The sequence below is a fragment of the Photorhabdus sp. HUG-39 genome, from assembly GCF_963878365.1.
GTDB lineage: Bacteria > Pseudomonadota > Gammaproteobacteria > Enterobacterales > Enterobacteriaceae > Photorhabdus > Photorhabdus kayaii.
Genome location: NZ_CAWNWY010000029.1, coordinates 20,825 through 45,160 on the forward strand (window position 1 = coordinate 20,825; position 24,336 = coordinate 45,160).

The following is a 24,336-nucleotide window of genomic DNA, read 5'->3' on the forward strand; positions in this document are numbered from 1 at the left end:
CCCACTCTGGCTACCAGAGTGGGAAGTCTTAGTTAAAAGTTAATTTAAAAGAGTGTTTTCTTGACTTGGCTCGCGAAGCTGGCACCGCCATCGCAAGCGGTATAATGTACCTGCACCAGTACATCATCCATATTCGCCAACAGTGACGCCTGCATCTCATCCGCCTTCAATGTGTTGCCATCAATATGTTCATCCACTGAACGTGGAAAGGTAAGCGTCCATTTGGAGACTGCACCCGTGCCCTCAAACGATAGATAGCGCTCATCTTCCAGACGCAGCTCAAAGTTACCGGCATCATTAATGCCAGAAGAGAGCGCCACTTGCTGGCTGGCACGCAGGTTAGTGACAATATGCGTCGCATCACCCTCTTTACCTGTCGGATCATTGAGACGTTTAACACCATTGATATCTGCTGCTAACAATGTACTGCTGCTGGTCTGGGTAAGTGTTGCCTTCACATTTTGATACGGTCCGATCAACGTCGGCAGTGTTACTGACACAGTTTTAATCTGGCGCAAATAGTGCCCCGGATAGTCGTTGTCAAACAGCTTTTCGCTTAATGGAAAGTCGATTTTGCCTTCGGTTTTTAACTTATTGAAACCACCATCGCCCAATAAGCTTTTGAGCGACACAGTACGGATCACATTAAGACGGCGTTCATGACGAGCCAAATAGGCCGCTTCCATCTGATGCAAGTTAAGTTGCAGTGTCTCCCCCACTTGCAGACCACGATAATGGTCATTCCAGGTACCGGTCTGGATAAAAGTGGCGGCGTAATCACCCAATTCATACTGCCAACAAGCCTGGGCGGACAAACACAGAGAAACCACAGCGTCGTACGCTTGATAGTACAACGCGGCTAATTGACCGCTCAGCCACTGGTACAGAGTCGCCTGGGTGAAACGAGTGGTCAGGTAAGTCAGCATGGTTCGAATTTGTACCTGCTGTGCCTTCGCCTGTTGCAGGGAAGTCTGCGCTGCTTTTTCACGCACTGCCAACGCATCCAACTGTTTCTGTAATGCGTCGACCTCAGACTGTGCCTGTTGGTATTGAATTTGCCACTCTTCACGGCGGCGACGGTAGTTCTCCGTGGTTGCCAGACGCTCGGCCACCACGCTGGTAGCTTGACCGGCAGCCATCAATCCGATGGCAATCGCTTCCGTTACCCCTTCATAGCGCGAGCCACCATCAGCCAAACCAAAGATATTCGGGATCACTTTCAACGCGCCACTGGCAGTTTGTACGCCGGTGGAAGAAGAAATCAGGGATTGTGCTGACGTTTGGGTATCCATCACCAGTTGTTCCGCGCTGGAGATGTTGTTCTGATACAAGGTGTAATAATGGTCATGACGCTGTTGCGCCGTCGCCTGACTGGCTTGCAGCGCCAGACGATCCGCCGCCAATCCATCCAACGCCTGTTGTTGTAACGTGATGGCATAGCTGGACATATCCAACAGTTGCTGTTGCGCCAACTCTTCTTGACCGGCCCGTTCGCTACGTTCCAACAAGCTAAGCAGGTTCTGACCAAAACCGGTCAGCGTCCCCACGGCGCTGTAAGCTCGCGGCAACATAGCGCTGAAACGGTATGGTGGTACCGTCAACATGGCACCACTGACGCCATTCGTTAAGGTGCCGGATTGAGCACGCTGAGCCAACAGCGCTACCGGATCAGCAGGCACAGCATACAGCGGCAGAGAAAGCGGCTTGCCATCAACGGTCAGGTTATGACGCAGATTGTATAACCGTGCATCCAACGTATCCCAATGGGACAACATCAGAACATTGAGCGGTTCATTAAAATAGCCATTATCTGCCAGTTTCAAGTGGCTAATGTTATTGCCCGGTAATGCGGGTAAAACGGTATTACTGTTAGCCAACTGGTGCTCAAAATCACGTAAAACCGTTTTTTGCCCGGCAGCCAAAGTATCGAGGGTTTGCGGCGTCCAAGTGCTACTCAGCGATACATCCGGCCGAGGCCCTAGCAATTCAGCGGCCAGATTGTAATAGACACGAGCCTGAGTCAAACCATCACGAGTCAACTGGCGATACCACATATCTCCCTGAGCAATCAGGTTGCTGACATAGGCGATAAACACTGCTTTCTGGTATATCACCGGATGGGCATAAGCCTGAGTATCCGGATCGATAGGATCGCCTAAATGACGTGATAGATCGCTGTGTCCTTCAACTAACGGACGTACATTCCAGTAAGCCGGCGCATTATGTGGCTTGTTTTTCATCGCTGGATCAAAGATGTAATGCAAACTCTTTTGTGCTGGCGAAAATTGCTGTTCGTTGGCAAAGCGTGTAGCAACCAGAAACGGCAAGTGAAAGAACAATTCCCAGAAATAGAGACCGTTTGAACCGTTAAAGTCCATTGGTTCACTCTTGCCATCAGTAACCAGATCGGCCTCCAGCGAAGGATCCGCCTGCAAGGTGTAATCCAGCAAACTATCCAACCCCAAATTGGCTTTCTCAATCAAGGTACGTACAAAGGTAGTGTTAAGACGGGTTTTCGCGGGTAATGATGAGGTCCAGAAGTCTAAATATTGCACCAAACCACGCTTGCTATCGTAACGGGAAATCAATCGCGGAATGGCATCCGGAGCTTTACTGTCTTGCAACGCAACATACACATTAAACCACTTACTAACCCAGGAATAGGCCCCTTTTCTCCCTGATGGGCGGTCATAATGATCCCACACGACATTCAAACAAACCTGTAGGTAGTTTTTATCCGGATCAGTGGAGAAATCCGCTTCGGACAAAGTATAAGTTGTAGAATAGGCTGCACCGCTGGCAAGTTGGAAATTTTGGCTACCATAATGTCTGAACAGGTTGCGGTTATCCGCAGTGTCAACATTGATTTCTTGATAGAATTTTCGGTTATCGGCGATTTTCTTGAAGTTTTTGATATAAGTGAGATGACCAGCGCCTGCAAAAAAGGCAATCAAGGTATCAATGCTAATAGCGTAATTTATTGCACCGGCCCAATCCCCCAAACGTGTACCATCCGGAATATACAGGTTATAACTGCTAGGATCATCCCCTACCCAAGCGATACCGCCATTTTTCACAGTAACGGAATGGTGTCCATAAAGCAGGAATATGGAATTCCATGCATCATTAACGGGCTGGTTTATATCCCATGTTCCATTAGGAGTAGACCCTCCACCATAACCCTGGGGATAATAGGTAATTACTGCATTATGGAAGCTGTAATAGTCTTCATCATCGTAATCCAGGTAAAAACCCTCGTTTCCTGTCCATGAAAAGCCATAACCAGACGTAGAATTGCTTTCTCTGTCATCATAACCAAACGTATGACGGTTAATAAAATCCCCATTAGTCGTGGTTTGGATATGGAGTGTCAGACCATCTTGATCGATATACACATAGGCACCGGCGGTACCCGGTTTCAGATCATCAATTTTACTTACCCAACCCGTATTTTCAGGATCTTCTGTTGGCTTGCCCGGAACAACCTTAGTGATCACATACTTTTTATCGTATACCGCGAATTGCAAGCAGTTTTGATCATTTGTTTCATCACGATAGGTACTAAACAAAAAATCCTTACTCAATGGCCTGAGAATATGGCGATTAAAGGCTGAATCACAATACAAGTAGCCATACACAGTAGGGCGATTCTGAGATGGGCTTCCCGTAAAATTGCGCACAAACACCCCCAACATCAGACGGCCATACGGGTTACTGTCAGTTTCCTCCGTCGGATCAATACTAAAGTCGGTGGTAGCCAACAAATTCACATCTCGTAGCACAATGTCATTTTCATCAATCGACAAACTAGTGCGTGATATATCCTGATCACCATCTCCATTTTGTCGCGTCATCAACGTGGTAGTATTCGGCGCCGTCCAAGTATCATCATAGCGTTTATAACCAAACTTTATGCTATAGGCATGGGTCTTACCGATATCTTTGCCGTCGTCTCCCTTTTGCACTGCCGGGTCACGCTCAACCCAAGCCACATACAGCCGGTCGTTATAAAATACCGGGCGAACTGTATGCTCCAGCACCGTATCACCAGACAACGGCAAGGTAATTTCCTGCCAATCATTCCAACAATTCGGTGTTACCGGATTTCCCGCCGGGTCCTGACGGTTTTTACTCAAATCCATCTGACGCCAGTAGTAGCGATACGGTTTAGTGGTAGTGCGACCAATAAAGTAATAGATGGCTTGGTCAAATTTATCCTGATTAATATAACCACTGAGCACATACAGATTACTCACTGCCTCAAACTCATTGAGGTACGCCAAAACAGCATCCTGCACCCGGTCCGGATCGAGTCGGTTCTGGTTTAACGTGGTCTCCAGCTCCGAGAAATAATGGCTTTTTTCCTGCCGGGTGATGGGGGAAATGTAGTTCTCAGCGTAATTTCGAACCTCAGCCCCCGCAGCCCAAATAGCATATTGGTTATCATTATCACGCCATTCGTTAGCGGTAGAGGGTTCCATTGCTTGGCGCCCCGGTTCAGAGCCGTTGACCAAACGAGTCATATATTGCTGTATGCTGGCAATCGCTTGAGCAACTCGGCTGGTCTCAACCTCATCAGCCACTTCCGGGTCAATCAGCAAATATTCGTACAAGTCTTCCACCGTCACCGGCTGACCACTGACGCCTTTCAGCGTCGGTGCCACAAAATTCATATAGCCAGTCACCAACGCATCACGCTGGGATTCATTCAGTTGTTTTTCCATTGTCGATAACATAATTATCTGCCTTACTTAAATGGCGGTTTAGAAACAGCCTCATTGGGCCGTACGGAAAAATCAAATCCACTCAGATAGTGAACGCACTCAGTTACTACCCTTGACATGGGATACGCCAGCCACCAGTGCCTGACCGGTGCTTTGCCAAAGGGTATAATCACTATCACGGCTCAGGACATAACCTTGCTGTTGCTGTGTAACGCCAAGACCCGTCTGGTTCTGTGCCTGTTGCAGATGCAGAAGCGTATCCAGTTGCGGAGTGGTTTTGGCAATCCCACCTAATACCGCCCAAGCGGCTTGCAGTTCGTTAGCCTCCCAACCCAACAGAGTTGCCAACGTCTGCGCAGCATCCGCCTGACTCAACGACGTAGCAGCATTAGCCGCGCACAGGTAGGCCAGTACATCATCTTCCGACCCGCCACCGGCTTTACCCACCTGGAGCAACAGATCACTGTAACGGCTTAAGGTATAGAGCATCCACAAATTGATATCGGTCACTGTTTCTACGGAAGCGCCAAAATAGACTGGATAGTCCAGCAAGGTTTGCACCATTGCAGGACTCAACGTGAATTGTTGGGTTAACAAGGAACGGCGTACCACTTCACGTAATTGACGCAAATAGTCAGCGGGAATATCAGCCGCAGTTTTAACGGTTTTCTTCAATGCCCAAGTCGCACTCAGCCACTGATAGGTTGTTTGCCCACTCCAACGCAACAACAACGCAGGCAGTGACTGACTCACATTCAGAATTTGCGCCAACAGACTGACAGCGACACCTTGCTGAGTTTGCTGCGCTTGATTCAGCGTATTCGTCAGAGTAGTCATTGCCAGCTTCTTATCTGCATCAGACAGACTTTGTGTATTAACCACCGTGGCTATAACACTTTCTATGCCAGCATCAGTCACCAGACCAACCTTATCGATAAGCGGGCTATTACCTGCCGAGAGCAGAGCAAACCAGTCAATAACGTGGCCGCTGGTATCAACTAATGGCGCACCACTACGGGATAACAATGTTGCATCCACCAATGTACTGCCCAAGTTCTGCCACACTTGACGGATAAAGTTCAATTGATCGTCAGTGCCCTGCCCGGTAAAGGTAGAACCGCTACTCAACAGTAAAAGTAAGGTTTCAACGGGTAAATCGTGCTGTTGTTGCCATTGAGCGATCGCACTTAGCGCTTGCAGCAAACTCAGGATATCCACCACCAGCGGGGAATCTTTTTGCGGTACCGTGATTGTCGGTTTTCCTGCCAGTTGCTGCCAGACGATGCCTGTACCTGCATCTAATTGATCCGCCAAGGCACAAAAAGCCTCAGGATCTATCCCCAATGTACGCGCCAGATTAGCCAGACGGTAGAAAGCTGACACCACAAACAGATTACAGTTGAGTGTACTTTGCGTGATATTCCCCTGTTGACGGGCAATATTATCCGCCAATAACAGGAACTGACGATGATTGAGGCCCAGTGCAGTGCTGATATGCTTAACACGCGCCCCATCTCCCCCGGTGGTCAATGTATAGACAAAATCCTGATTATCTATCACAAAAGGTGTATCAAAGGTGCCAGCGGAGTTAAACACCTGATCTAAGAACGGTATTGCTGGTGTAATGGCAAACGGGGTCACCACGCGCAGCCAGCCAGTAAATTGTTTGGCGGTCACACCGTACTTCGCCTGATAATGTTTGAACACCCCCAACATACGCAGCGTATTGTTACTCATCAACAGCGCAGTATTTCCTGCTTCCGCATCCATAGCAGAAGTCACCAACAGGTCAATATCCTCATAGGACAGATTCAGCCATTTTTGCAGGCGCACGATGCGGTTAATACGGTCCAATTTGTCATCTGTCAGATTGTTAACCGTCAGAGCAAAATGAGCCTCCGCACCACTGCGGCTCAAGGTAATCGCCTCCGGCTTACCGGCATGAATAAAGCGGGCACCGTAAGCAAATGGCGTCGCTGTCGTGTCACTAGAACTCACATTATCAGACTTAACCACCGTAGAACCCCCGACAGTTGAACACAACATCAGTTCTACCTGGGGTACAGTCAAACTTGTTCGGCCGGTCAGTATAGTCATATCGCTGAAACTGTTCGCCGTAAGCGAACTATCACCATAATTTAGCTGATAGAAATCCTGACCGACGGTTTCCACCATGATTTTCTGCTGCTCTGGCGAAAGCTGACTCGCCATAATTTGTAGTCGAGTTAAAGCACCGGCAGTCGCATCGCTGAGCTTTCCTTTTGCTGTTGCCCAGAAGTTTTGCGGCAGATCCAGCGTCTGTGGCAGAGTGATATCTTGCAACGTAGTACCCAATACCGACTGAGCTGTCTGAATCTGCTGGTGACCATAATGATATGGCAAATTATTCGGGTAACGGGTGGTGGAGAGTTTGGCGTTTACCGCTTCCAGATCAGCCAAGCTCAGTTTCTTCTGAATGGCTTTGGACAGAATTTCATTAACCAATTGTAATTGCGGTACAACCTCATTGATCGCTTTATCATTAATTAACAAAGCCCCGATATCGGGTCGGCGCTCCACCAGCGTATTCATAATGGCACTAGCACCACTCTTTTCCTGTTCAAGGGCCAATTGATAAATATGAGTCAGATAAGCTACCGGGGCATCATTCGCTTCTGGTGACCCACTCGGAGCTTTATCTTTCCAACCCGTGTTTGCATCAAGGAACTGATTAGCGTAATCCGGACCTGATACGGAGAACGGACTTCTCAGGCTAAACTGAACCGCTTCACTAAGAGAATTACGGCGAAAATGGTGTAACACCTGATGAGCATAGCCCACTGCCAGGTCATACATTTTTTCAGCACTGCGCCCGAGATCAGCACGATGCTCACGAATAAAACGCTCACGCGGCATACGTACCACATCAAACACTGAGGTATAACCAAGATTGGTCAATTTACCGGGCAGGTTGTAGATCTCTTCGGTACGGGAAATCAGGGGACTGGCGAGTTGATTCATACGGACTCCTGAATTGAGGTTTATCATGAGGAACAGGTTTTTCGCGCAAAAAACAATCATCATCTTATGTGTTAAGAAAATCAGGTCGCCCTGCCTTCTAAAGACGCCATACACGATGATGATGTGTGAGGAAAAATATAATAAATCACAAAACTTGCTTACATTAAAAAACAAAATACAGACAATAAAATAACTTTACCTTTATATAATTATTTAGAATAAACATTTACGTATATTTATAATTAATTTACAAAAAAATTAATATAATTAATATTCTTGGTGTATTTTCATTATTTTTTAAACAATATATACCCTATGGATTTCAAGATGCATCGCGACGGCAAGGGAGTGAATCCCCGGGAACATATTCCGATAATCATCCCCCTTTTCCCAGGGCTTAAATCCTGCCACATTAACCGTTTTATCCTTTTTTTATTGGGTTATTTTTATCGTTTTCTTCATAAAATAACCGGCGAGAAAGCGATTTAATACCTATCTGCTCGGATAGTATTATTTTACGCGCGGATTTCTTTTCAATTCGCTATTAATGGTTAATGATTTTCGATTAAATGCAATTAATTCTTCCATTTGAAAAGTTGCATTTATTGAGTTAAATCCATCCTTGATATAAAAGCTTTAATAGGGTTAATGTAATTTATTTTAAATTCATCCCCTCACGATAAAACGCCAGCCCCCCTCTTTTACCATTTCCAAGAAAATAACCTCATCACCCGAAAAACCACTTGGTTTAATTTTATAATGGTTCAACCCTTTATTAAAAATTTCCTGATAGGTTTTCCCTAAGCTATTAATTAACGCTTCAACGTTAATAGTCATTATTTATATAACCTCTATTCTTGACTCAGCCAATTCATCTACAACTTTATTTTTCAAACTATCCGCAAATGAATTGGATTTTAAAAATAACCTCCCATCTATTGTTGATTACCAACGAACTTCTGATGTAGGCAAGAATGCAATTGACTTCACTTGTTCCAATAGATCGTAATCAACCTGCATACTGGTTGGTATGCGAAAATCCAACACAGTGTATAAATCAGCCCATCCAAATTGACGCTTCATTATTACCTCTGGAGGCTGCGATTTTTCAGGCTCCCCAAACTGCTCATGAATCCACTGTCGTGACATTTGAGAAACCAAAGGAGATGGTAGCTCATTCGGAAATTGATATAAGGGTCTCTTTTCATCAAATAGAGTCAATGTAATTTCTTTTAAATGCTTTCCCTCCCGATAAAACGCCAGAAAAACTCCCTCTCTGACCATATCCAGACATACCACTTCACCACCAGAAAAACCTGATGGCTTAGTTTTGTAAGGAATTAATCCCTCATCAAAAATTTCCTGATAAGACTTTCCTAGACTATTTATTAGTGCATCTACGTTGACTTTCATTATTCATACTCATGATCTATTATCTGGGATAAATTGTTTTTCAACCAACATATCGGTTGTCTGTCCTAAACTATTTATGATTGCAAGAACATCAATCATTATTTACCGACTGTTCAAATAACAGTGCATCCACACGAAGATCAGTTTGATAAAGGAAGCGAATTTCTGTATTTGGGTACTGATCATTTAGTTTACGAGTATAGGCATCAAATCCGCCTATTAAGCCAATTACCGGAATTCTCTCCGGTCCACCACTGTAATCGGGTTCTCCCATAAACTCTCTGACGATAGATTTATTCATTTTGTGAAGAAATGGAGCAGGCATATCACCACTATATGTACCAGTATCATCAACAGTGTTGATTAATGTGAATTGAACAGAAATCAACACTTTTGATATAGCATCGAAAACTAAAGTAAGACCCGCCTCTGGTTCAACACTAAATCTAGAATAACCTTCGAAAGCAAACTCAAACTTTTCCTCTGGAATAAGTTTATTTTCAACTAACATATCTGCGGTCTTCCCCAAACTATTAATAATTTCAATAACATCTATCATTATTTACATGACCTCTATTCTTGGTTAAGCCAATTCATCTGAGATTTAACTTCCCAAACTGCTCGCAAATGAATTGGCTGTTAAAAAGAACCTTCCCTTTCTGCTAACTACCAACGCACTTCACTTGTAGGTAGAAATGTAACTCGACTGACTCGATCTAGAACATCGTGCAATACTTGCATACTAATTTCCGACTTACCCTGATAGGAATAAAGATATGTCCAACCAAATCTATATGTCAATGCTTCAAATAGAGGTGCTGATTTAATTGGTTTACCTAAATTCTTATCTACCCATTGGTGGTTCATTTCCTTAATTAAGGGATATGGCATGTTGTTCGGAAAAACAAAACTGGGACGCTCAGGTATAAGTAAAGTTAAAGTCATCTCTATGAATGTCTTAGTTTCTCGATCAAATGATAAGAAAGTCCCTTCTTTAGCCATATCAAGAGATATATCAGAGTCTCCGGGATAACCAGATGGCTTGGTTTTATAAGGAATTAGCCCTTCATCAAAAATTTCCTGATAGGTTTTCCCCAAACTATTGATTATGGCTTCAACGTTGATCACCATTATTCATATAACCTCTATTCTCGATTCAGCCAATTCATCTAAGATTTAACTTTCCAAACTGTTCGATAATGAATTGGCTTTTAAAAATAACCGCCCACCTATTGTTGATTACCAACGCACTTCTGAGGTAGGTAAAAACATTACAGAATCAACACGCTCAAACAGGTCATAATCAACCTGCATACTGGTTGGTATCCGAAAATCCAGTAGCGTATACAGTTCCGTCCAACCAACATCCTTCTTTAGAAATTTTCGCGGCGGAAGAGCCTTTTCTGGCTCACCAAACTGCTCGTGAACCCATTTCCTGATCATCAAAGGCTCCAAAGGAGAAGGTAATTCATTAGGGAATTGGTATGAAGGTCTCTTCTGATCAAGCAGAAAAAGCTCTACAGCAAATAAAATCTTACCATCTCTTTTAAACGCTAAATGAATACCCTCTTTAGCCATACTTAAAGTAATATCTGGAGCTCCAGGGTATCCTGTTGGTTTGGTTTTATAAGGAATTAATCCTTCATCAAAAATTTCCTGATAAGACTTTCCCAAACTGTTTATTAATGCCTCTACGTTGATTGTCATTTGTATACCCCTTGTTCTTCATTAAGTTTATGAATTTTGGCCCGAGCATCTTTAAGTTGCATTTCTGTTGCACCATAATCCTTTAATGCTGGAGTTATTGTATCAAAGTCTCTATCAACAGCTGCTCGTAAATCCCTTGAGTCCTGCTCTATTTGATATGGAGTATTTCTCCCTCCATAAGTAGCACTGATTTTTTGATGTACCTCTGCCGGAATAATAATGGCAGCAGCATCCTTATTTGCTTCATTTAATTTAGTAGGTGATGCATTTGGATATAGCTTCATTAAATTAGCCCGAATCGCAGCAGCCGAAGGCATATGATCCGCATGTGTTCCATTCCTTAGCCGCCCCGCAAAGTTCCTATACAAATCCACTTCAAACAATTTCACCGGCGGTTTACTCAGATACACATACACCGGCGGCATATTCGGAATGGGGAATACCAGAATATAATCGCGGAAATCCTTCTCTTCCGGCATCGGCAACGATTCAATATCGCTGCCCACTTTATCCGGGATCGGCAACACGGTTATTTGCGACGGAATAAACGGCTGTTCTTCATTCCCGGTATGGGCTGGAGCCTTGAATTCCTGTTCATTCGGCGTCCATAAAATCGTCGGCCGGGTTTCTCCCGGTTCCCAAAACTCGTAATTACCGGTGGTCCGATTCAGCGTCATCATGCGAACCGGCACTTTATCCAAACCGCCTTCCGGGCTGACGTGATATCCCTGAACCGTCATCCTGCCGCTTTTTTCATCTCTGATCCAGCGAAAACGTACACGAGTTGGTGCTTTTCCATACTGTTCCGCTATCTGTCTCAGGCGATACGGATCTAAGTAATCCTCTTCCCCCTGATTCAACGACGGTGAATAAAACAGCCCCATTAACCCAACCGTTACCGGATTCGGTGCCGCCAGCCAACGTCCAGCACTGATAGCGCCACCACCAATGTAACGCATTACCAGCGTTTCCCCTTCCGCTACCGCGCTGCGGGTAGTGGCGGCCACAGCGGTAGCAGCCGCTTCGGCATTATCTTTTCCACTACGAAACCACCGCTTATACCACGGTAATTTTTTATCCCGCGGCTTATCCGGTTCCGGCGGGTGTTTCTTGTCCTGCGGAGGTGGTTCAGGCTTTTGCGCCGTGACCGGAGCAGGAGATGACGGCACCTGATATATCGCCATTCTGCCAAAGTTATTTGCCGATTCAGGCTCAGTTCCAGCGTCAGTACACCCTTTACCCCGCTGGCAGGACTTCGTAAACACCGGTATCGGCGGCGGAGGTACCTGCGTTGCAGGCGGGCTTCCCACATCCTTTACCGGAGAAGAGAAATGCTGTTGCGCCATATTCGTGGGAGCGACAACCCGGTCAGCAGTCTTATCCTGCATCTCATAGCTGTCCATCTCCGAATTGATAAACCGAGCGCGACAGGGGCAAGTACTGACACTATCCAGCGTGCCAGCCAGCTTGCGCCCCATGTCAAACACATCGGATACACCACCAACAATCACGTAAGTACCGGGATGTTTGCCACAGGTAACCTTATCCCCTTCACGAGCGGTTGCTCGCCCATTAAATGTCATTGTGTGGTCACCGGTAATAATCTGACCGCCACAGGTTGTTTTATCACCAACGAGCAGGAAATACCCTATTGCCATTTATTCACTTCTCCAATGATTTACAACATGAAGAGTGAATCTAACTGAAATCATCATCATGCTTTTGCCACTTATGGATTAATAAATAATCAATAGTGCAATGAATTTCACTTAAAAACATATAGGAATATTCTGAAATTTAGAGAAATAATGTCGATTGATACTTGTAATTCATCATATTTTGCAACATTTTTGGTACAATTAATTATCAAAAGTGAGAATTTAAGCAGCAGTGACGAATTGGCAGAAGTACACCGCAGATTTTTTCAAATTATGGTCAGACTGTTAACCACTATCCGTTCAAAGTGCTGACCAAAAGACCAACACTTTGTCAATCATCTGCAAAACTATTCAAGCTTTGATGGGCTTTACCAGATTACCTCTGATAATCACAGAAAGGCTATGCAGTTGCACAAGCAAACATACTTTGTTGATGCAAACTGCGAGCAAACTGACAATTTAAGGCTAACTCTTTCCTACTATGCCCCCGAACCAGTAAAGCTTCCCAATGGTGATGATAACCGGGCACAAACCCTGTACAGGCAAATCCTGCCTGCTGCAAAATTTCTATTGCCTGAAGAGTCCCTTCCCCTACCGGCAATTTCACATATATCAGTTTATGTGCCGGTAACTCTGCCACCTCTTTTACCCGCTCGGTTGTCTGCTTTTCTATCCACACTTCCAACCGACGTCCATGATTGGTTATACGGAAATCTGCATCAGCCAACGCCTCCGGTTGCAGAGGCTCTTGACCAAACACTTGAGTCACCGATGTCAACCACCTTTGCCAACCGGAAGGCCAATGTAACTCTGGAAATGGCCAGCTTTGTAAAGGTAAACAACCCAGTACTATGCTTTCCGGTCGCGCCTGATCAAATGGTGATGTTACATAGTCCGGCAACAATCCCGTGGTGTGAAACCCCAGATTTTGGGCCAGACGCTGACTGTAGTTATGTGACGACACTTGCTTAATCGTGAGTATGCTTAACCCTATTTCTTTGGCCTGATCACACAAATATCGCCCAAGAGCGGTAGCAATACCCTGCCCACGCGTCTGTGGATGTACTGCGATCAACGCCAGTTCAGCGCTTAATGAGCAGCGTTCATCCCGCCACAGTGCGGCATGCCCCAACACGTGTCCATCCTGTACCGCAACAGCGGAATACCACTGTTTTGCCGCGTTATAACGGCCAAGCATGGTAGGTAAATAGACTTCCGGGTAGACATAATCTTCGCCGTAAACAACCCGAAATAACGCACTAACACCGGTAGAATCCTCTTCCCGGAATAATCGAATTAATGGCATTTCTGGATTCATGCTCACGCTGCCTTCTCTTCAACACCATAACCACGATGATCAACTACCCGCATCAATTTACCGGAGCGTGGATGAGTGACCATATTTTCCAAAGCGCAGTAAGTGACCTCCATATGCAGTAATCCCTGATCACATAACTCTGCTATAGCGGGTTGTGCCACCAGCAACGCCTGATGCACTGATGTTGTCGATGGTGCCAGTGATGAATCGCCGGCTAACAAGAGTTCTATCTTATCTATGCCACCCTGACGGCTCAGCAATAACTGCCAAGCCAGTATGCCCTCTTGCTGTTGCAGTAAACGCGCAATATGGTCAGGAAAAATGGACAGTGAGCAAACTCGCACTCGGTGAGCGCTGCCCGCTCGCCCCTGCAAAGCGAATTTGCGGCGCGGCAGTCCTGACTCTTCACACCAACAGGCCATGTCACCCGTCGGGTAGCGGATAACCGGCATCAAGCGTCGTTGCAGGTTGGTCACAACCAATAGGCCATTTTGGCCGGGCGCCGTAATCGGCTGACCATTAACTTCGTCAATAATTTCAACAATAGTTTCCGTATCAAAAACCCGATGTTCGCCGTAATAGCAATCGGGAGACGCCGCCCCAATGAGACCCGCATCAACGCTGGCACAACCAACTGAACCAATACGCGCATTCGGAAATACGTGACTCAATAGTGTCAGTTGCTCTGGAAACAAACTTTCACCGCCATACAACAGGCGATCAATGCCGGGCATAGACTGACCGCACTGCTGCAAGGTACTGGCAAAACGTAATAGTTGCACCGTCACCCCAGCCAAAACATTAATCCCCAAGCTGACAATCGCATCGGCCAGTGCTCGATCATCAACTGACCAGGTAAACGGATACTCCACCACCGGCACCGGTGAATAGGACAAGGCACCGTGAATAAACAATAAACTGGTATACAAATCACCAGCCACAAACAGATTAGCAACGCGGTCACCTGGCTGTAATTGCTGTGCAAGCCCTTGACCAAATGCGCACACAAAAGCACGCCATTCGCTATGACTGAACACCGACAATCGACCATCACTGGTAGAGCCACCGGTTTTAAAAACATGACCACCGTTAACAGGGCCAGTTAATACCGACCAGTTTTCCAGCGATTGTGATTGCTGCCAATAGTCAGCAGGATTGATCAATGGCAGATCAGTTAGCGCCCAACCAGATCGCGGCAGATCACGATAAAGATCTTTAAAAAAAGGCGCATGATTGCGGGCGTATTCAACCAGATCGTGTAATGATAGTGTCATGATTTACCCAAAAAGTAGTATTATTGGTCTCAGAATCGGCTATCTAGCACCAGCGGCGTTTTGCCACTTTGCGGGTGACGATGGAACTGTCCAGCCGGTGTAGGGATAACGTCCAATTGAAGCAATCCACCACTGACGACCTGATTCAGCATCCCATGTTGCAACAGATGCATACGTACCTGCTTAGCATCCCCGTCGGCTAATATATAGATATAATCACAACCACTGGAATTTTTCCCTACCAGCCACTGCACCGGAAATGGTAGCCCAGCGGATAATTCTGTTGGGTTCAAAAAAATAGAACCTACCCGTAATAACGCACCATGACGGCCTTCCAGTTTAAACCGCGGCGTTGGTAATCCGCAGGCGCAGAGGCCAGGGAGCCAATAACCTAAGTCACCTATATCATAACGCTGGACCACCTGCCCTTCCCGTGCCAGAGGGGTAAACACCAGTCGACCGCTTTCCCCTGTCGGAACAGGCTGATCACTATCAAGAGCCAAGATTTCCAGCCATTGAATATCAGATAACAGATGGAACTCCCCTTCTTGGCAACAAGCACAAGCATGGCCTAACGGACCGGCATCCACGGAACCGTAAATCGCCGATTGAATTATCTGTACACCAAAACTGGACAGAAACCGACGTCGCTCTTCACCAATATGCTCACCACCGGTAAAAATTTTGCGTATCCCACCATAGGCGCGTAACGCAGCCTCTTCACATTCAAACAATCGGTGTATAGTGCTTGACATTCCCGCCAGCGTATTGATTCCCTGAGTGACAATAAAGTGCCTGATTTGGCTAAAATCATCGTCTATTGGCCCCCCCATCGGGTAATGCGGCACGGATAATTTATCCAGCACAGTGAAGAAACTCATCAGACCGCCATACAAGTTACTGCCATAAAACAAATTCATTACCCGATCTTGGGATGGCTCCAGGCCAGCAGCAAATAAGCCATCTGCCGCAGCCTGCATTTGACTGTGATAATCTCGATGGCTGAAACCCGCCAACTTTGGCTCACCACTACTGCCACCGCTACGGAAAAACACCTGTGCTTTTGCCGTCATACCGCCGCTCTGAAACTTTGCTTTATCCATCACTGGAATCCCTGCCAGTTCCGGCGGATTGGCCGACCATTTATCCAACGTGACATGGCCTGGCAGTTGTTCAGCTTTCAAACTGACGGAGACACGTCGCGCCAGCCGAGTCAATGCATAAACACCATCATGTGGCTCACCCTCGTAGCCATCATGCATAGCTCCAGCCTGACATATCCGGCTAACACCAGCGGCCAACAACTGACGACTCAACATCGGCAGCGCTTTTTCTTTCGCTATCAGAGCACAACTTTGCAAATAGGGGCGCCACGGCAACAAAATCTCAACCAATTGTGCACGTGGTGCCGGACGGACTTGCAAAGTACGGTACAGAGGCGATGGAGCAAGCTCTTGACGCTGTATCCAGGCTACTCGCCAGCCATTGCCCTCTTCTACCGAACCGCGGAATTCAGCAAAAGTGTGATCCAACTTCAAAAATGCCATCTGACTGCTGATTTCCGCCGCTTCCTGTATGTCTGTCTGTAAAGCTGGCCATATTGACGCGCGTCGTGCCAGTGCGGCAGCCACAGCACCAACAACTTCCCGTAAAACGTTCTCGTCAGCGCTATCTACCAACAAACACTGTGGACTGGAACACGCTTGTTGGTCAAAACGGCAAACATCATCAGCCAATGCATCGTAATCAGCATCACTGGCAGCCATCGGCTCCAAATAAGCAAAACTGATACGATGTCCCCAATCTATCCAACGGCAACCGGGTCGTAGTTGGCTACGAATAGCGGTCAGGGCGCTATGACTGCCCCAGGCAGATACTGCATCAGCACACGCCAGTAATTCTGATAATTGATCAGATGGCAAAGGCAACACGGATATATAAGGTGCCAACGTGCCGCTCAGGTCATGACGTAGGAATTCAGCCAGTATCTGCGCATTAAGGCCGTGGTCACTGCTACTAGGACGTAACCAGTTGACATTACCCACTAGCAAGCTCTCTAACACGGCCATAAATGGCAGCAAAGGCGCATTGGCCGGCGTAATATGCACCACCAATCCCAACGGTTGCCAAGTTTCAAAACGGGGTTGTGTATAGTCAAAGCGACGCAGAGAAAAGGGCTGTTCTCCCAGTTCGTGCCGCAACTTTGCCTCTAAAGCATCGCGATGACAGAAGTGACGTAACGCGGTGATGGTGGCTCTATCCAGCGCAAGCTTAACAGCAACAGTATCGAGATCATCAACGAAGCGCTCAGCACACGCCAATACCTGTTGTACACTTGGGGGACAAGCCAGCGTCTCAGCCAAATTACCTTTAAGTTCCGCCAATACGCTAGCGGGCTCCAAGTCAGAGATAACCTTACCATTCACTAAATACATTTCAGGACTCCTTTATCAACTCAGAAGCGGCAATCGCACAACTGCGGCTTTTACTGGTACCGGCACGACCTAGTAACTCAAACCAATCGGTAGCTAACTCACAACCACATTCAGCGGCCGGATGCAGCACCGCCAAATCGCTCACCACAATACTGTGTGCCGGGCTGGAAGTGATATAAGGTGATACCAAATGCAGAAAACCTGGCTTACCATAGGGTTGAACCGCCATGTTAGTTGTATCGCGGATATAGGTTCGGGCATAGACCGGCACATGAAAATGGTGATTTCGGCACTCAACATAAGGCACTGGATGCTCCACCGAACCGTAACCATCCCGGCACCGCTCGTCAGGAATACCCAGTTGTTCCCCCAAACGCTGATACAGTAAGGATTTTGGAATAGCTTTATCAGCGTGCGTTTTCCAACCTCCACCTAAAAAGACCAGTGACTCAGGATGCAGCTGCACCGACGGCAACCCCATTTCCTGCATCCGCTCCAGTGTGAACCACAAGAATGCCGGAAAGCCCAAGATACGCACCGGCAGCCCTTGTGCCGCAAATTCTTGTAAGGATCGGATAACGCCAAAAGGATCAAACTCATTGCTTTTTCCGTTGTGGCGCAGTGCATAACAGGCTTGGTTTACCGGTGCATACTTGCACAGATACTGATCGGTATACGCGGTTCCCAACGTAACCGTACCGGCAGGCTCATAACTTAGCAGCAAGTAATTGCAGGGCTGCTGCGGCGTATTCCAACCGTAATACTCGAAAATCCGTTCAACCATATTTTGAGCTGCACGCATACTACGTGCATCGTAACGCATACGGCTCTTTTGGCCGGTTGTCCCGGAAGAAGTCAACTCCAATGCATTCCTACCAGCGGTACTGAGCAACAATTGGCGTTTGAAATAATTAGCGAAAATAGGCGGCAAACGCGACCAATCGTCCAGTTTCTCCAATCTTTCCACTTCCAGATCGTTAGCCTTCAACCACTGAGAATAACCGGGAGTATTTTCACAGTGGTACAGAGTCAATTCACGCATGGCAGCATCAAATAATTGGTCGCAAACGCTATCGACCCGATAAGGATGATCAAGCGCACAAAGGGCATCAACATAAGCAAGAGAGGTCAAAAGTCGTCTCCAGAAATTAAAGAAAAAAGGGTATTTACTGCCCCTAAAATAATAGGTACGTTGTTTCAACCTCCGGCAAATAAATTCCGCCGAAGAAAAAATAATGACATGTTGAATACAACTCCTTAACCAAATAAAAACAGGTCACCGTTCTGATAAAACTAACATTTAATTTTGTTAATTCCTTGTAAGAAAAATAATAAAAACATAACAACTATGATTTAATAAACACTAATGTAATAACAAATTTATATTTAATAACCTTATCGACGAATTTAGACATCATTATTTATACCCGTCATCTTTCAAGTTGCCTCTTTGTTGGCTGCACTCGCTCACCCCGGTCACATCGTTATCTATGCTCCCGAGGATTCTCTCCCTTGCCGTCGCGATGCATCTTGAAATCCATAGGGTATATACCCGTTATCTTTCAAGTTGCCTCTTTGTTGGCTGCACTCACTCACCCCGGTCACATCGTTATCTATGCTCCCGGGGATTCGCTCCCTTGCCGTCGCGATGCATCTTGAAATCCATTGGGTATAGCATGATAATCAACAACGTTACTTCTTTATTCTCGTCAATTTTTCCAACAGGTAAAGTCTCTAAACCTGAAATAAAACCATCAAATTCAAAGTAGTCATCTTATTATTTTCAACGAGAAAGCTATTTCGGGTAAAACATTATATGGTCTATTTCCATTCAATGATGAGCAATTTTCAGAATTATTCACAACAAAATAAGAAAAACAGATTAATGATCTACATTTATATTATCAATATTTATACCCGTCATCTTTCAAGTTGCCTCTTTGTTGGCGGCACTCGCTCACCCCGGTCACATAGTTACCTATGCTCCCGGGGATTCACTCCCTTGCCGTCGCGATGCATCTTGAAATCCATAGGGTATACAATACCTAAAAGTAAGCAATTTATGATATTTCCAATACCAATCAAATTTTTTATCAAAATAAAAACCACCAAAAAGTTAAAAATAAAAAACATATTTCTATACACATGATAGAAATTTGCTTTTATATAATTAATTTACCTACTTTATTAATCATTCATGTTAATATTCCTTTATCAACTATACCCGTCATCTTTCAAGTTGCCTCTTTGTTGGCTGCACTCACTCACCCCGGTCACATAGTTATCTATGCTCCCGGGGACTCGCTCCCTTGCCGTCGCGATGCATCTTGAAATCCATAGGGTATATTATAACTCTTGTGAAGAATAAAATATTTCAATAACAATAAAAATAAGAATTGCCAATAAGCAATATTATATATAATGATATTTCAATAAAAAACAAAAAGTTTTTATTTTGTAAATATCTAAAATATACAAAATATAACACTTAATTTTACCTTAAATTTCCATTTATAATACTAAAAATATAATATTTGTATTTATAATTCATAAAGCCAATATTTCATTTAACAATTTAACCAAGAATCACAATATAATATTATTTATTTTGTTAAAATAACAATAGCAAATTAACTAATATCTAACTCATAATGTATTTAAATATTAACCCATGTAATAATTACATTATTTTCCAAATTTATTGTTTTATCTCATATATAAATTAAATACAAATGAAATATAAATGCAATATAAACCTCATACAAATTGAAATCTGGCTTCTTAATTTTAATTAATTTTTTATTTAAGAAATTCAACAAACAGCCAGATAATAATCACTGAAAGTGTCTTACGATATCGTAATAGGCATTTATTCCAACGCAAGGGACGTACAAATGAAGTTTAAATCAGTGATACTGATTGGAATATCTGCTTAACACAATAATCTGATATATCCGATTTATCTGGCGTCATTAATTGACCCCAGACTAACTAATCCGAGTTTCGTATATGGACGAACATCAAAAATTATTTAGCCAATAAAATAACTCACATTTATAACCAATAACTATACTTCCAGTTAATATTCACCACACGTAACTATATGTTAAATAAGGATAGGTTATTTCTCCTTTTTGACAGAACAGAAAAAACAGCCATAAGCGATAACAAAAGATCCTAACGCTGTTTTCTACAATACTTGTACTCCTCTACTTATACTTGCTACTGTTATTCGGTTGTAGCAGCACCTTTGAGCAGCATACTTCTGAATGAGATTATTCCTACTTATCTCCTGAAATCTTGCATACCGCTGGTATCTCAATAGAAAGGTTATCCTCATTAATGTGGAGAAGCTGAACTTAGCATTCGTTCTCTGCTACGCAGACAAAAAATTATTCAACACTACAATGAGTTAACACCACAAAGAGGGAAATTATGAACAACTTTGACCCCAAAACTTATCAACATACCCCCACTATCACTGTTCACGATAACCGTGGGCTGGATGTCCGTGAAATCCGTTATCACCGAGCTACCGCAGAAAAAAATAGTGATATCCGTATCACCCGTCATCAGTATGATGTTCTCGGACACCTGCACCAAAGTATTGACCCACGCCTGTATGACGCCTGGCAGAAAGATAATTCGGTAAAACCCAATTTTCTCTGGCAGTATGATTTAACGGGCAACGTCCTACGTACAGAGAGTGTCGATGCGGGTAATACTGTCACTCTTCATGATATTGAAAACCGTCTTGTCCTGACTGTAACTGCAACGGGTGTCAAACAGACCCGACAATATGAAGACAACTCTCTGCCCGGTCGTCTGTTATCCGTAACAGAACAAGAGCCAGAGAAAAGGGCATCCCATATCACCGAACGTCTCATCTGGGCTGGAAACACACCGGCAGAAAAAGACCAAAATCTTGCTGGTCAGTGTGTACATCACTACGATACAGCAGGAGCGACTCAACTGAATCGAGTTTCCCTGACCGGAGAGGCTTTATCACAATCCCGTCAGCTACTGGTTGATGGTCAAGAAGCAAATTGGTTAGGGGATGATAAAAAGATCTGGGATAAGAAATTAAGTAGTGATGTATACACCACCGAAAACAAAACGGATGCCACCGGTGCTCTGTTGACACAAACCGATGCCAAAGGAAACATCCAGCATCTGGCCTATAATGTCGCTGGACAATTGAAAGGCAGTCGGCTGACGGTGAAAGGCCAGAGTGAGCAAGTGATCATCAAATCCCTAACCTATTCAGCCGCAGGACAAAAACTACGCGAAGAACACGGTAACGGTATCATCACCGAATATAGTTACGAGCCGGAAACCCAGCGACTGATGAGCATCACAACCCGTCGTTCAAGCGATAGCAAGGCTTTGCAAGACTTACGTTATGAATATGATCCGGTTGGCAACATAATCAGTCTCCGTAACGATGCAGAAGCGACCCGCTTCTGGCGCAATCAGAAAATGGTACCAGAGAATATCTATACCTACGATTCCCTGTATCAGCTTATTAGCGCAACAGGGCGCGAAATGGCGAATATCGGCCAGCAGAATCAGAATCTCCCCTCTACAGCACTGCCTTCCGATAACAACACTTATACCAATTACACCCGTACTTATGCCTATGACCGTGGTGGAAACCTGACCCAAATCCGGCATAGCTCACCCGCGAGCCAAAACAACTACACCACAGATATAACCGTCTCGAACCGCAGCAACCGTGCAGTACTGAATACCTTAACCACTGATCCAACCAAAGTGGATGCATTGTTTCAGGCAGGTGGTCATCAGGAGACATTACTACCGGGACAAAACCTAAACTGGAATGCACGAGGTGAACTACAACAGATGACACCGGTAAAACGGGATAACCACACCGACAGTGGCAGCGACATAGAGTGGTATCTCTATGGCAACGACGGGATGCGGCTGTTAAAAGTCAGTGAACAGCAAATGCAGAATATCCTCCGACAACAACGAGTTGTCTACCTGTCGGGACTGGAACTGCGTACAACCCAAAACGGTGCTACCACAACGGAAGAGTTGCAGATTATTACAGTGGGTGAAGCCGGTCGCGCGCAAGTGCGGGTTCTGCACTGGGAGAGCGGCAAACCAGAAAACATCAACAATAATCAGATACGTTACAGTTACGATAATCTGATTGGTTCCAGCCAACTTGAGCTAGATAACGACGGGCAAATCATCAGTCAAGAGGAGTACTACCCATTTGGCGGTACAGCGCTATGGGCCGCAAGAAACCAGACAGAAGCCAGTTACAAAACGATCCGGTATTCCGGTAAAGAACGGGATGCCACCGGGCTGTATTATTACGGCTATCGGTATTATCAGCCGTGGGTGGGAAGATGGCTAAGTGCGGACCCAGCAGGCACTATCGATGGATTAAATCTCTATTGTATGGTGATGAATAACCCAATTACTCTTGCGGACAATATGGGGCTATCAAGTTTAGACTGGCTTGATCTAGCCATTCCACAAAACAAACCTGATATTTCTCCACTTTTATATAAACAAAATCCAAGAGTTGAGCAGAGATATAAATATTTCACCAAAAGCACCGGTGAAATATTACAAGAAACAAAAAGAAATGAAGAAACGCTCAAACCTATGAAACCAAAAAATAGAGAGCAAAAATCCAGAGATATGAAGTATACAAATGCAAAATTAAAAGGATATGCCGCCCATGCCGGTATTATGGGTCATGGTACCAACAGAGAGCACGATACCTATAAAGATAAATTTTTAAATCTGAGTGGCAGCTTAGGTGCAAAAAATACCTTCCCCGGTGTGCAACTTATCAGCGAAAAAGCGAAGCCCGGTTTCGAACAATACCACCCCAATACACTTCAAACTTCCAAACGTTGGAGGCCAAATATGGATCTTGGCAGCTATCGTGTTGTTAATGAAAAAGAATTTATCGCGGGTATACAAAAAGCGTATAAAGAATCAGGCACTGCATTACACCCACTAGTTGAACAGCGGATCAAAGCACATATTAAGGAAAACAAAAACATTTTACCTAAAATGGCCGGTATTGCGGGCCTGCATGCTGAAGTACAAGCCTTAAATTATATGGTCACGGAACTTGCTAAAAAGGGAGAAAATATATCAAGTCATTTGAGTCAGAGCTACATATTCACACAACGACTCGTTGGTGCAACAAATCAAGACTTCCCTGCTTGTCATAATTGTTCTGGAATATTGTCTGGCATAGAAAATGTCATGACAGGAAGAGTAGAAAATTACAGAAGAATGACACGTAGATACTCTGTAGGGTAATAACTTCATCCTGGGAAAGAATATTAAAAATATTCTTTCCCATTACAGTCTCAGGAGTAGACATATTGATTATGCCATTCCTACCATGTTTGCCACGAATAAAAAACCAAGATAACAAACTGTTAAAAATATATAAAAAGAGAGATAGCCTATTTTATTTCTTCGATATTTTCAATGTACAATTAACCTTCACTTAATGTTCATGCAAAATATTCATGATGATATACTTTATATTCTGTATTTTTACGCTAATATAAAAATAAATTATATATAATTTCTGATTACTACTCATAAATGCAATTATTTCATAGGCAAAAAACCATCCAGAATAGTAATAAAACACTGTAACTAACAGATCAATAAAAATCATCCAAACAAAACAATATCAAATAAAAATATATTTATTATGGTTATATTCCTACGGTAATTATTAGTTAGTCTATTGAATTTATCACAATAAAAATAGAAATATACCCTATGGATTTCAAGATGTAT

At 44.5% G+C, this 24,336-nt stretch carries 12 protein-coding genes and 1 pseudogene; 1 reads left to right on the forward strand and 12 read right to left on the reverse strand.

Going from position 1 to position 24,336, the window contains the following annotated elements:
- Nucleotides 1–44: 44 nt before the first annotated feature.
- The 12 genes and pseudogenes from tccB to AAC155_RS17290 form a co-directional block, all read right to left on the reverse strand.
- A complete protein-coding gene (tccB, locus tag AAC155_RS17235; RefSeq protein ID WP_113043487.1) occupies nucleotides 45–4,736 on the reverse strand; it encodes an insecticidal toxin complex protein TccB in 4,692 nt (1,563 codons plus the stop codon).
- Nucleotides 4,737–4,823: 87 nt separating this feature from the next.
- Entirely contained in the window at nucleotides 4,824–7,724 is a 2,901-nt protein-coding gene (gene tccA / locus AAC155_RS17240) for an insecticidal toxin complex protein TccA (protein WP_158536594.1), read from the reverse strand.
- A gap of 693 nt (nucleotides 7,725–8,417) precedes the next feature.
- Nucleotides 8,418–8,561, reverse strand: a pseudogene (locus AAC155_RS17245) (DUF6392 family protein); the annotation flags it as partial.
- Nucleotides 8,562–8,669: 108 nt separating this feature from the next.
- Nucleotides 8,670–9,137: a DUF6392 family protein gene (locus tag AAC155_RS17250; protein WP_113043489.1), complete on the reverse strand. Its 468-nt coding sequence runs from the start codon at nucleotides 9,135–9,137 to the stop codon at nucleotides 8,670–8,672.
- Between the two features lie 91 nt (nucleotides 9,138–9,228).
- A complete protein-coding gene (locus AAC155_RS17255) occupies nucleotides 9,229–9,696 on the reverse strand; it encodes a DUF6392 family protein (RefSeq protein ID WP_113043490.1) in 468 nt (155 codons plus the stop codon).
- Nucleotides 9,697–9,803: 107 nt separating this feature from the next.
- Nucleotides 9,804–10,268: a DUF6392 family protein gene (locus AAC155_RS17260; protein ID WP_113043491.1), complete on the reverse strand. Its 465-nt coding sequence runs from the start codon at nucleotides 10,266–10,268 to the stop codon at nucleotides 9,804–9,806.
- A 108-nt stretch (nucleotides 10,269–10,376) separates the two neighbouring features.
- A complete protein-coding gene (locus AAC155_RS17265; RefSeq protein WP_113043492.1) occupies nucleotides 10,377–10,844 on the reverse strand; it encodes a DUF6392 family protein in 468 nt (155 codons plus the stop codon).
- Nucleotides 10,841–12,502 (reverse strand): S-type pyocin domain-containing protein, encoded by a 1,662-nt coding sequence (locus tag AAC155_RS17270; RefSeq protein WP_113043493.1) that lies wholly within the window; start codon nucleotides 12,500–12,502, stop codon nucleotides 10,841–10,843. The genes AAC155_RS17265 and AAC155_RS17270 overlap by 4 nt, the downstream gene beginning before the upstream one ends.
- A gap of 400 nt (nucleotides 12,503–12,902) precedes the next feature.
- A complete protein-coding gene (locus AAC155_RS17275) occupies nucleotides 12,903–13,820 on the reverse strand; it encodes a GNAT family N-acetyltransferase (RefSeq protein ID WP_229015610.1) in 918 nt (305 codons plus the stop codon).
- Nucleotides 13,821–13,822: 2 nt separating this feature from the next.
- Nucleotides 13,823–15,094, reverse strand: coding sequence for a phenylacetate--CoA ligase family protein (locus tag AAC155_RS17280; protein WP_113043495.1), 1,272 nt, complete (start codon nucleotides 15,092–15,094; stop codon nucleotides 13,823–13,825).
- Between the two features lie 29 nt (nucleotides 15,095–15,123).
- Complete coding sequence (locus tag AAC155_RS17285) at nucleotides 15,124–17,529, reverse strand: acyl-CoA reductase (protein ID WP_113043496.1); 2,406 nt, start codon at nucleotides 17,527–17,529, stop codon at nucleotides 15,124–15,126.
- A gap of 1 nt (nucleotide 17,530) precedes the next feature.
- Nucleotides 17,531–18,661, reverse strand: a complete 1,131-nt coding sequence (locus tag AAC155_RS17290) for a LuxE/PaaK family acyltransferase (RefSeq protein ID WP_113043497.1) — start codon at nucleotides 18,659–18,661, stop codon at nucleotides 17,531–17,533.
- Between the two features lie 2,303 nt (nucleotides 18,662–20,964).
- Here AAC155_RS17290 and AAC155_RS17295 point away from each other — a divergent pair.
- Nucleotides 20,965–23,841 (forward strand): RHS repeat-associated core domain-containing protein, encoded by a 2,877-nt coding sequence (locus AAC155_RS17295; protein WP_113043499.1) that lies wholly within the window; start codon nucleotides 20,965–20,967, stop codon nucleotides 23,839–23,841.
- The last annotated feature ends 495 nt before the right edge of the window (nucleotides 23,842–24,336 follow it).

What these genes read in the sequence shown, in the direction of transcription:
- AAC155_RS17295 (WP_113043499.1), top strand. Translation starts at nt 20,965, where the DNA reads ATGAACAACTTTGACCCCAAAACTTATCAACATACCCCCACTATCACT.
- AAC155_RS17260 (WP_113043491.1), bottom strand. Translation starts at nt 10,268, where the DNA reads ATGGTGATCAACGTTGAAGCCATAATCAATAGTTTGGGGAAAACCTAT.
- AAC155_RS17265 (WP_113043492.1), bottom strand. Translation starts at nt 10,844, where the DNA reads ATGACAATCAACGTAGAGGCATTAATAAACAGTTTGGGAAAGTCTTAT.
- tccB (WP_113043487.1), bottom strand. Translation starts at nt 4,736, where the DNA reads ATGTTATCGACAATGGAAAAACAACTGAATGAATCCCAGCGTGATGCG.
- AAC155_RS17285 (WP_113043496.1), bottom strand. Translation starts at nt 17,529, where the DNA reads ATGTATTTAGTGAATGGTAAGGTTATCTCTGACTTGGAGCCCGCTAGC.
- AAC155_RS17250 (WP_113043489.1), bottom strand. Translation starts at nt 9,137, where the DNA reads ATGAAAGTCAACGTAGATGCACTAATAAATAGTCTAGGAAAGTCTTAT.
- AAC155_RS17275 (WP_229015610.1), bottom strand. Translation starts at nt 13,820, where the DNA reads ATGAATCCAGAAATGCCATTAATTCGATTATTCCGGGAAGAGGATTCT.
- AAC155_RS17280 (WP_113043495.1), bottom strand. Translation starts at nt 15,094, where the DNA reads ATGACACTATCATTACACGATCTGGTTGAATACGCCCGCAATCATGCG.
- AAC155_RS17270 (WP_113043493.1), bottom strand. Translation starts at nt 12,502, where the DNA reads ATGGCAATAGGGTATTTCCTGCTCGTTGGTGATAAAACAACCTGTGGC.
- tccA (WP_158536594.1), bottom strand. Translation starts at nt 7,724, where the DNA reads ATGAATCAACTCGCCAGTCCCCTGATTTCCCGTACCGAAGAGATCTAC.
- AAC155_RS17255 (WP_113043490.1), bottom strand. Translation starts at nt 9,696, where the DNA reads ATGATAGATGTTATTGAAATTATTAATAGTTTGGGGAAGACCGCAGAT.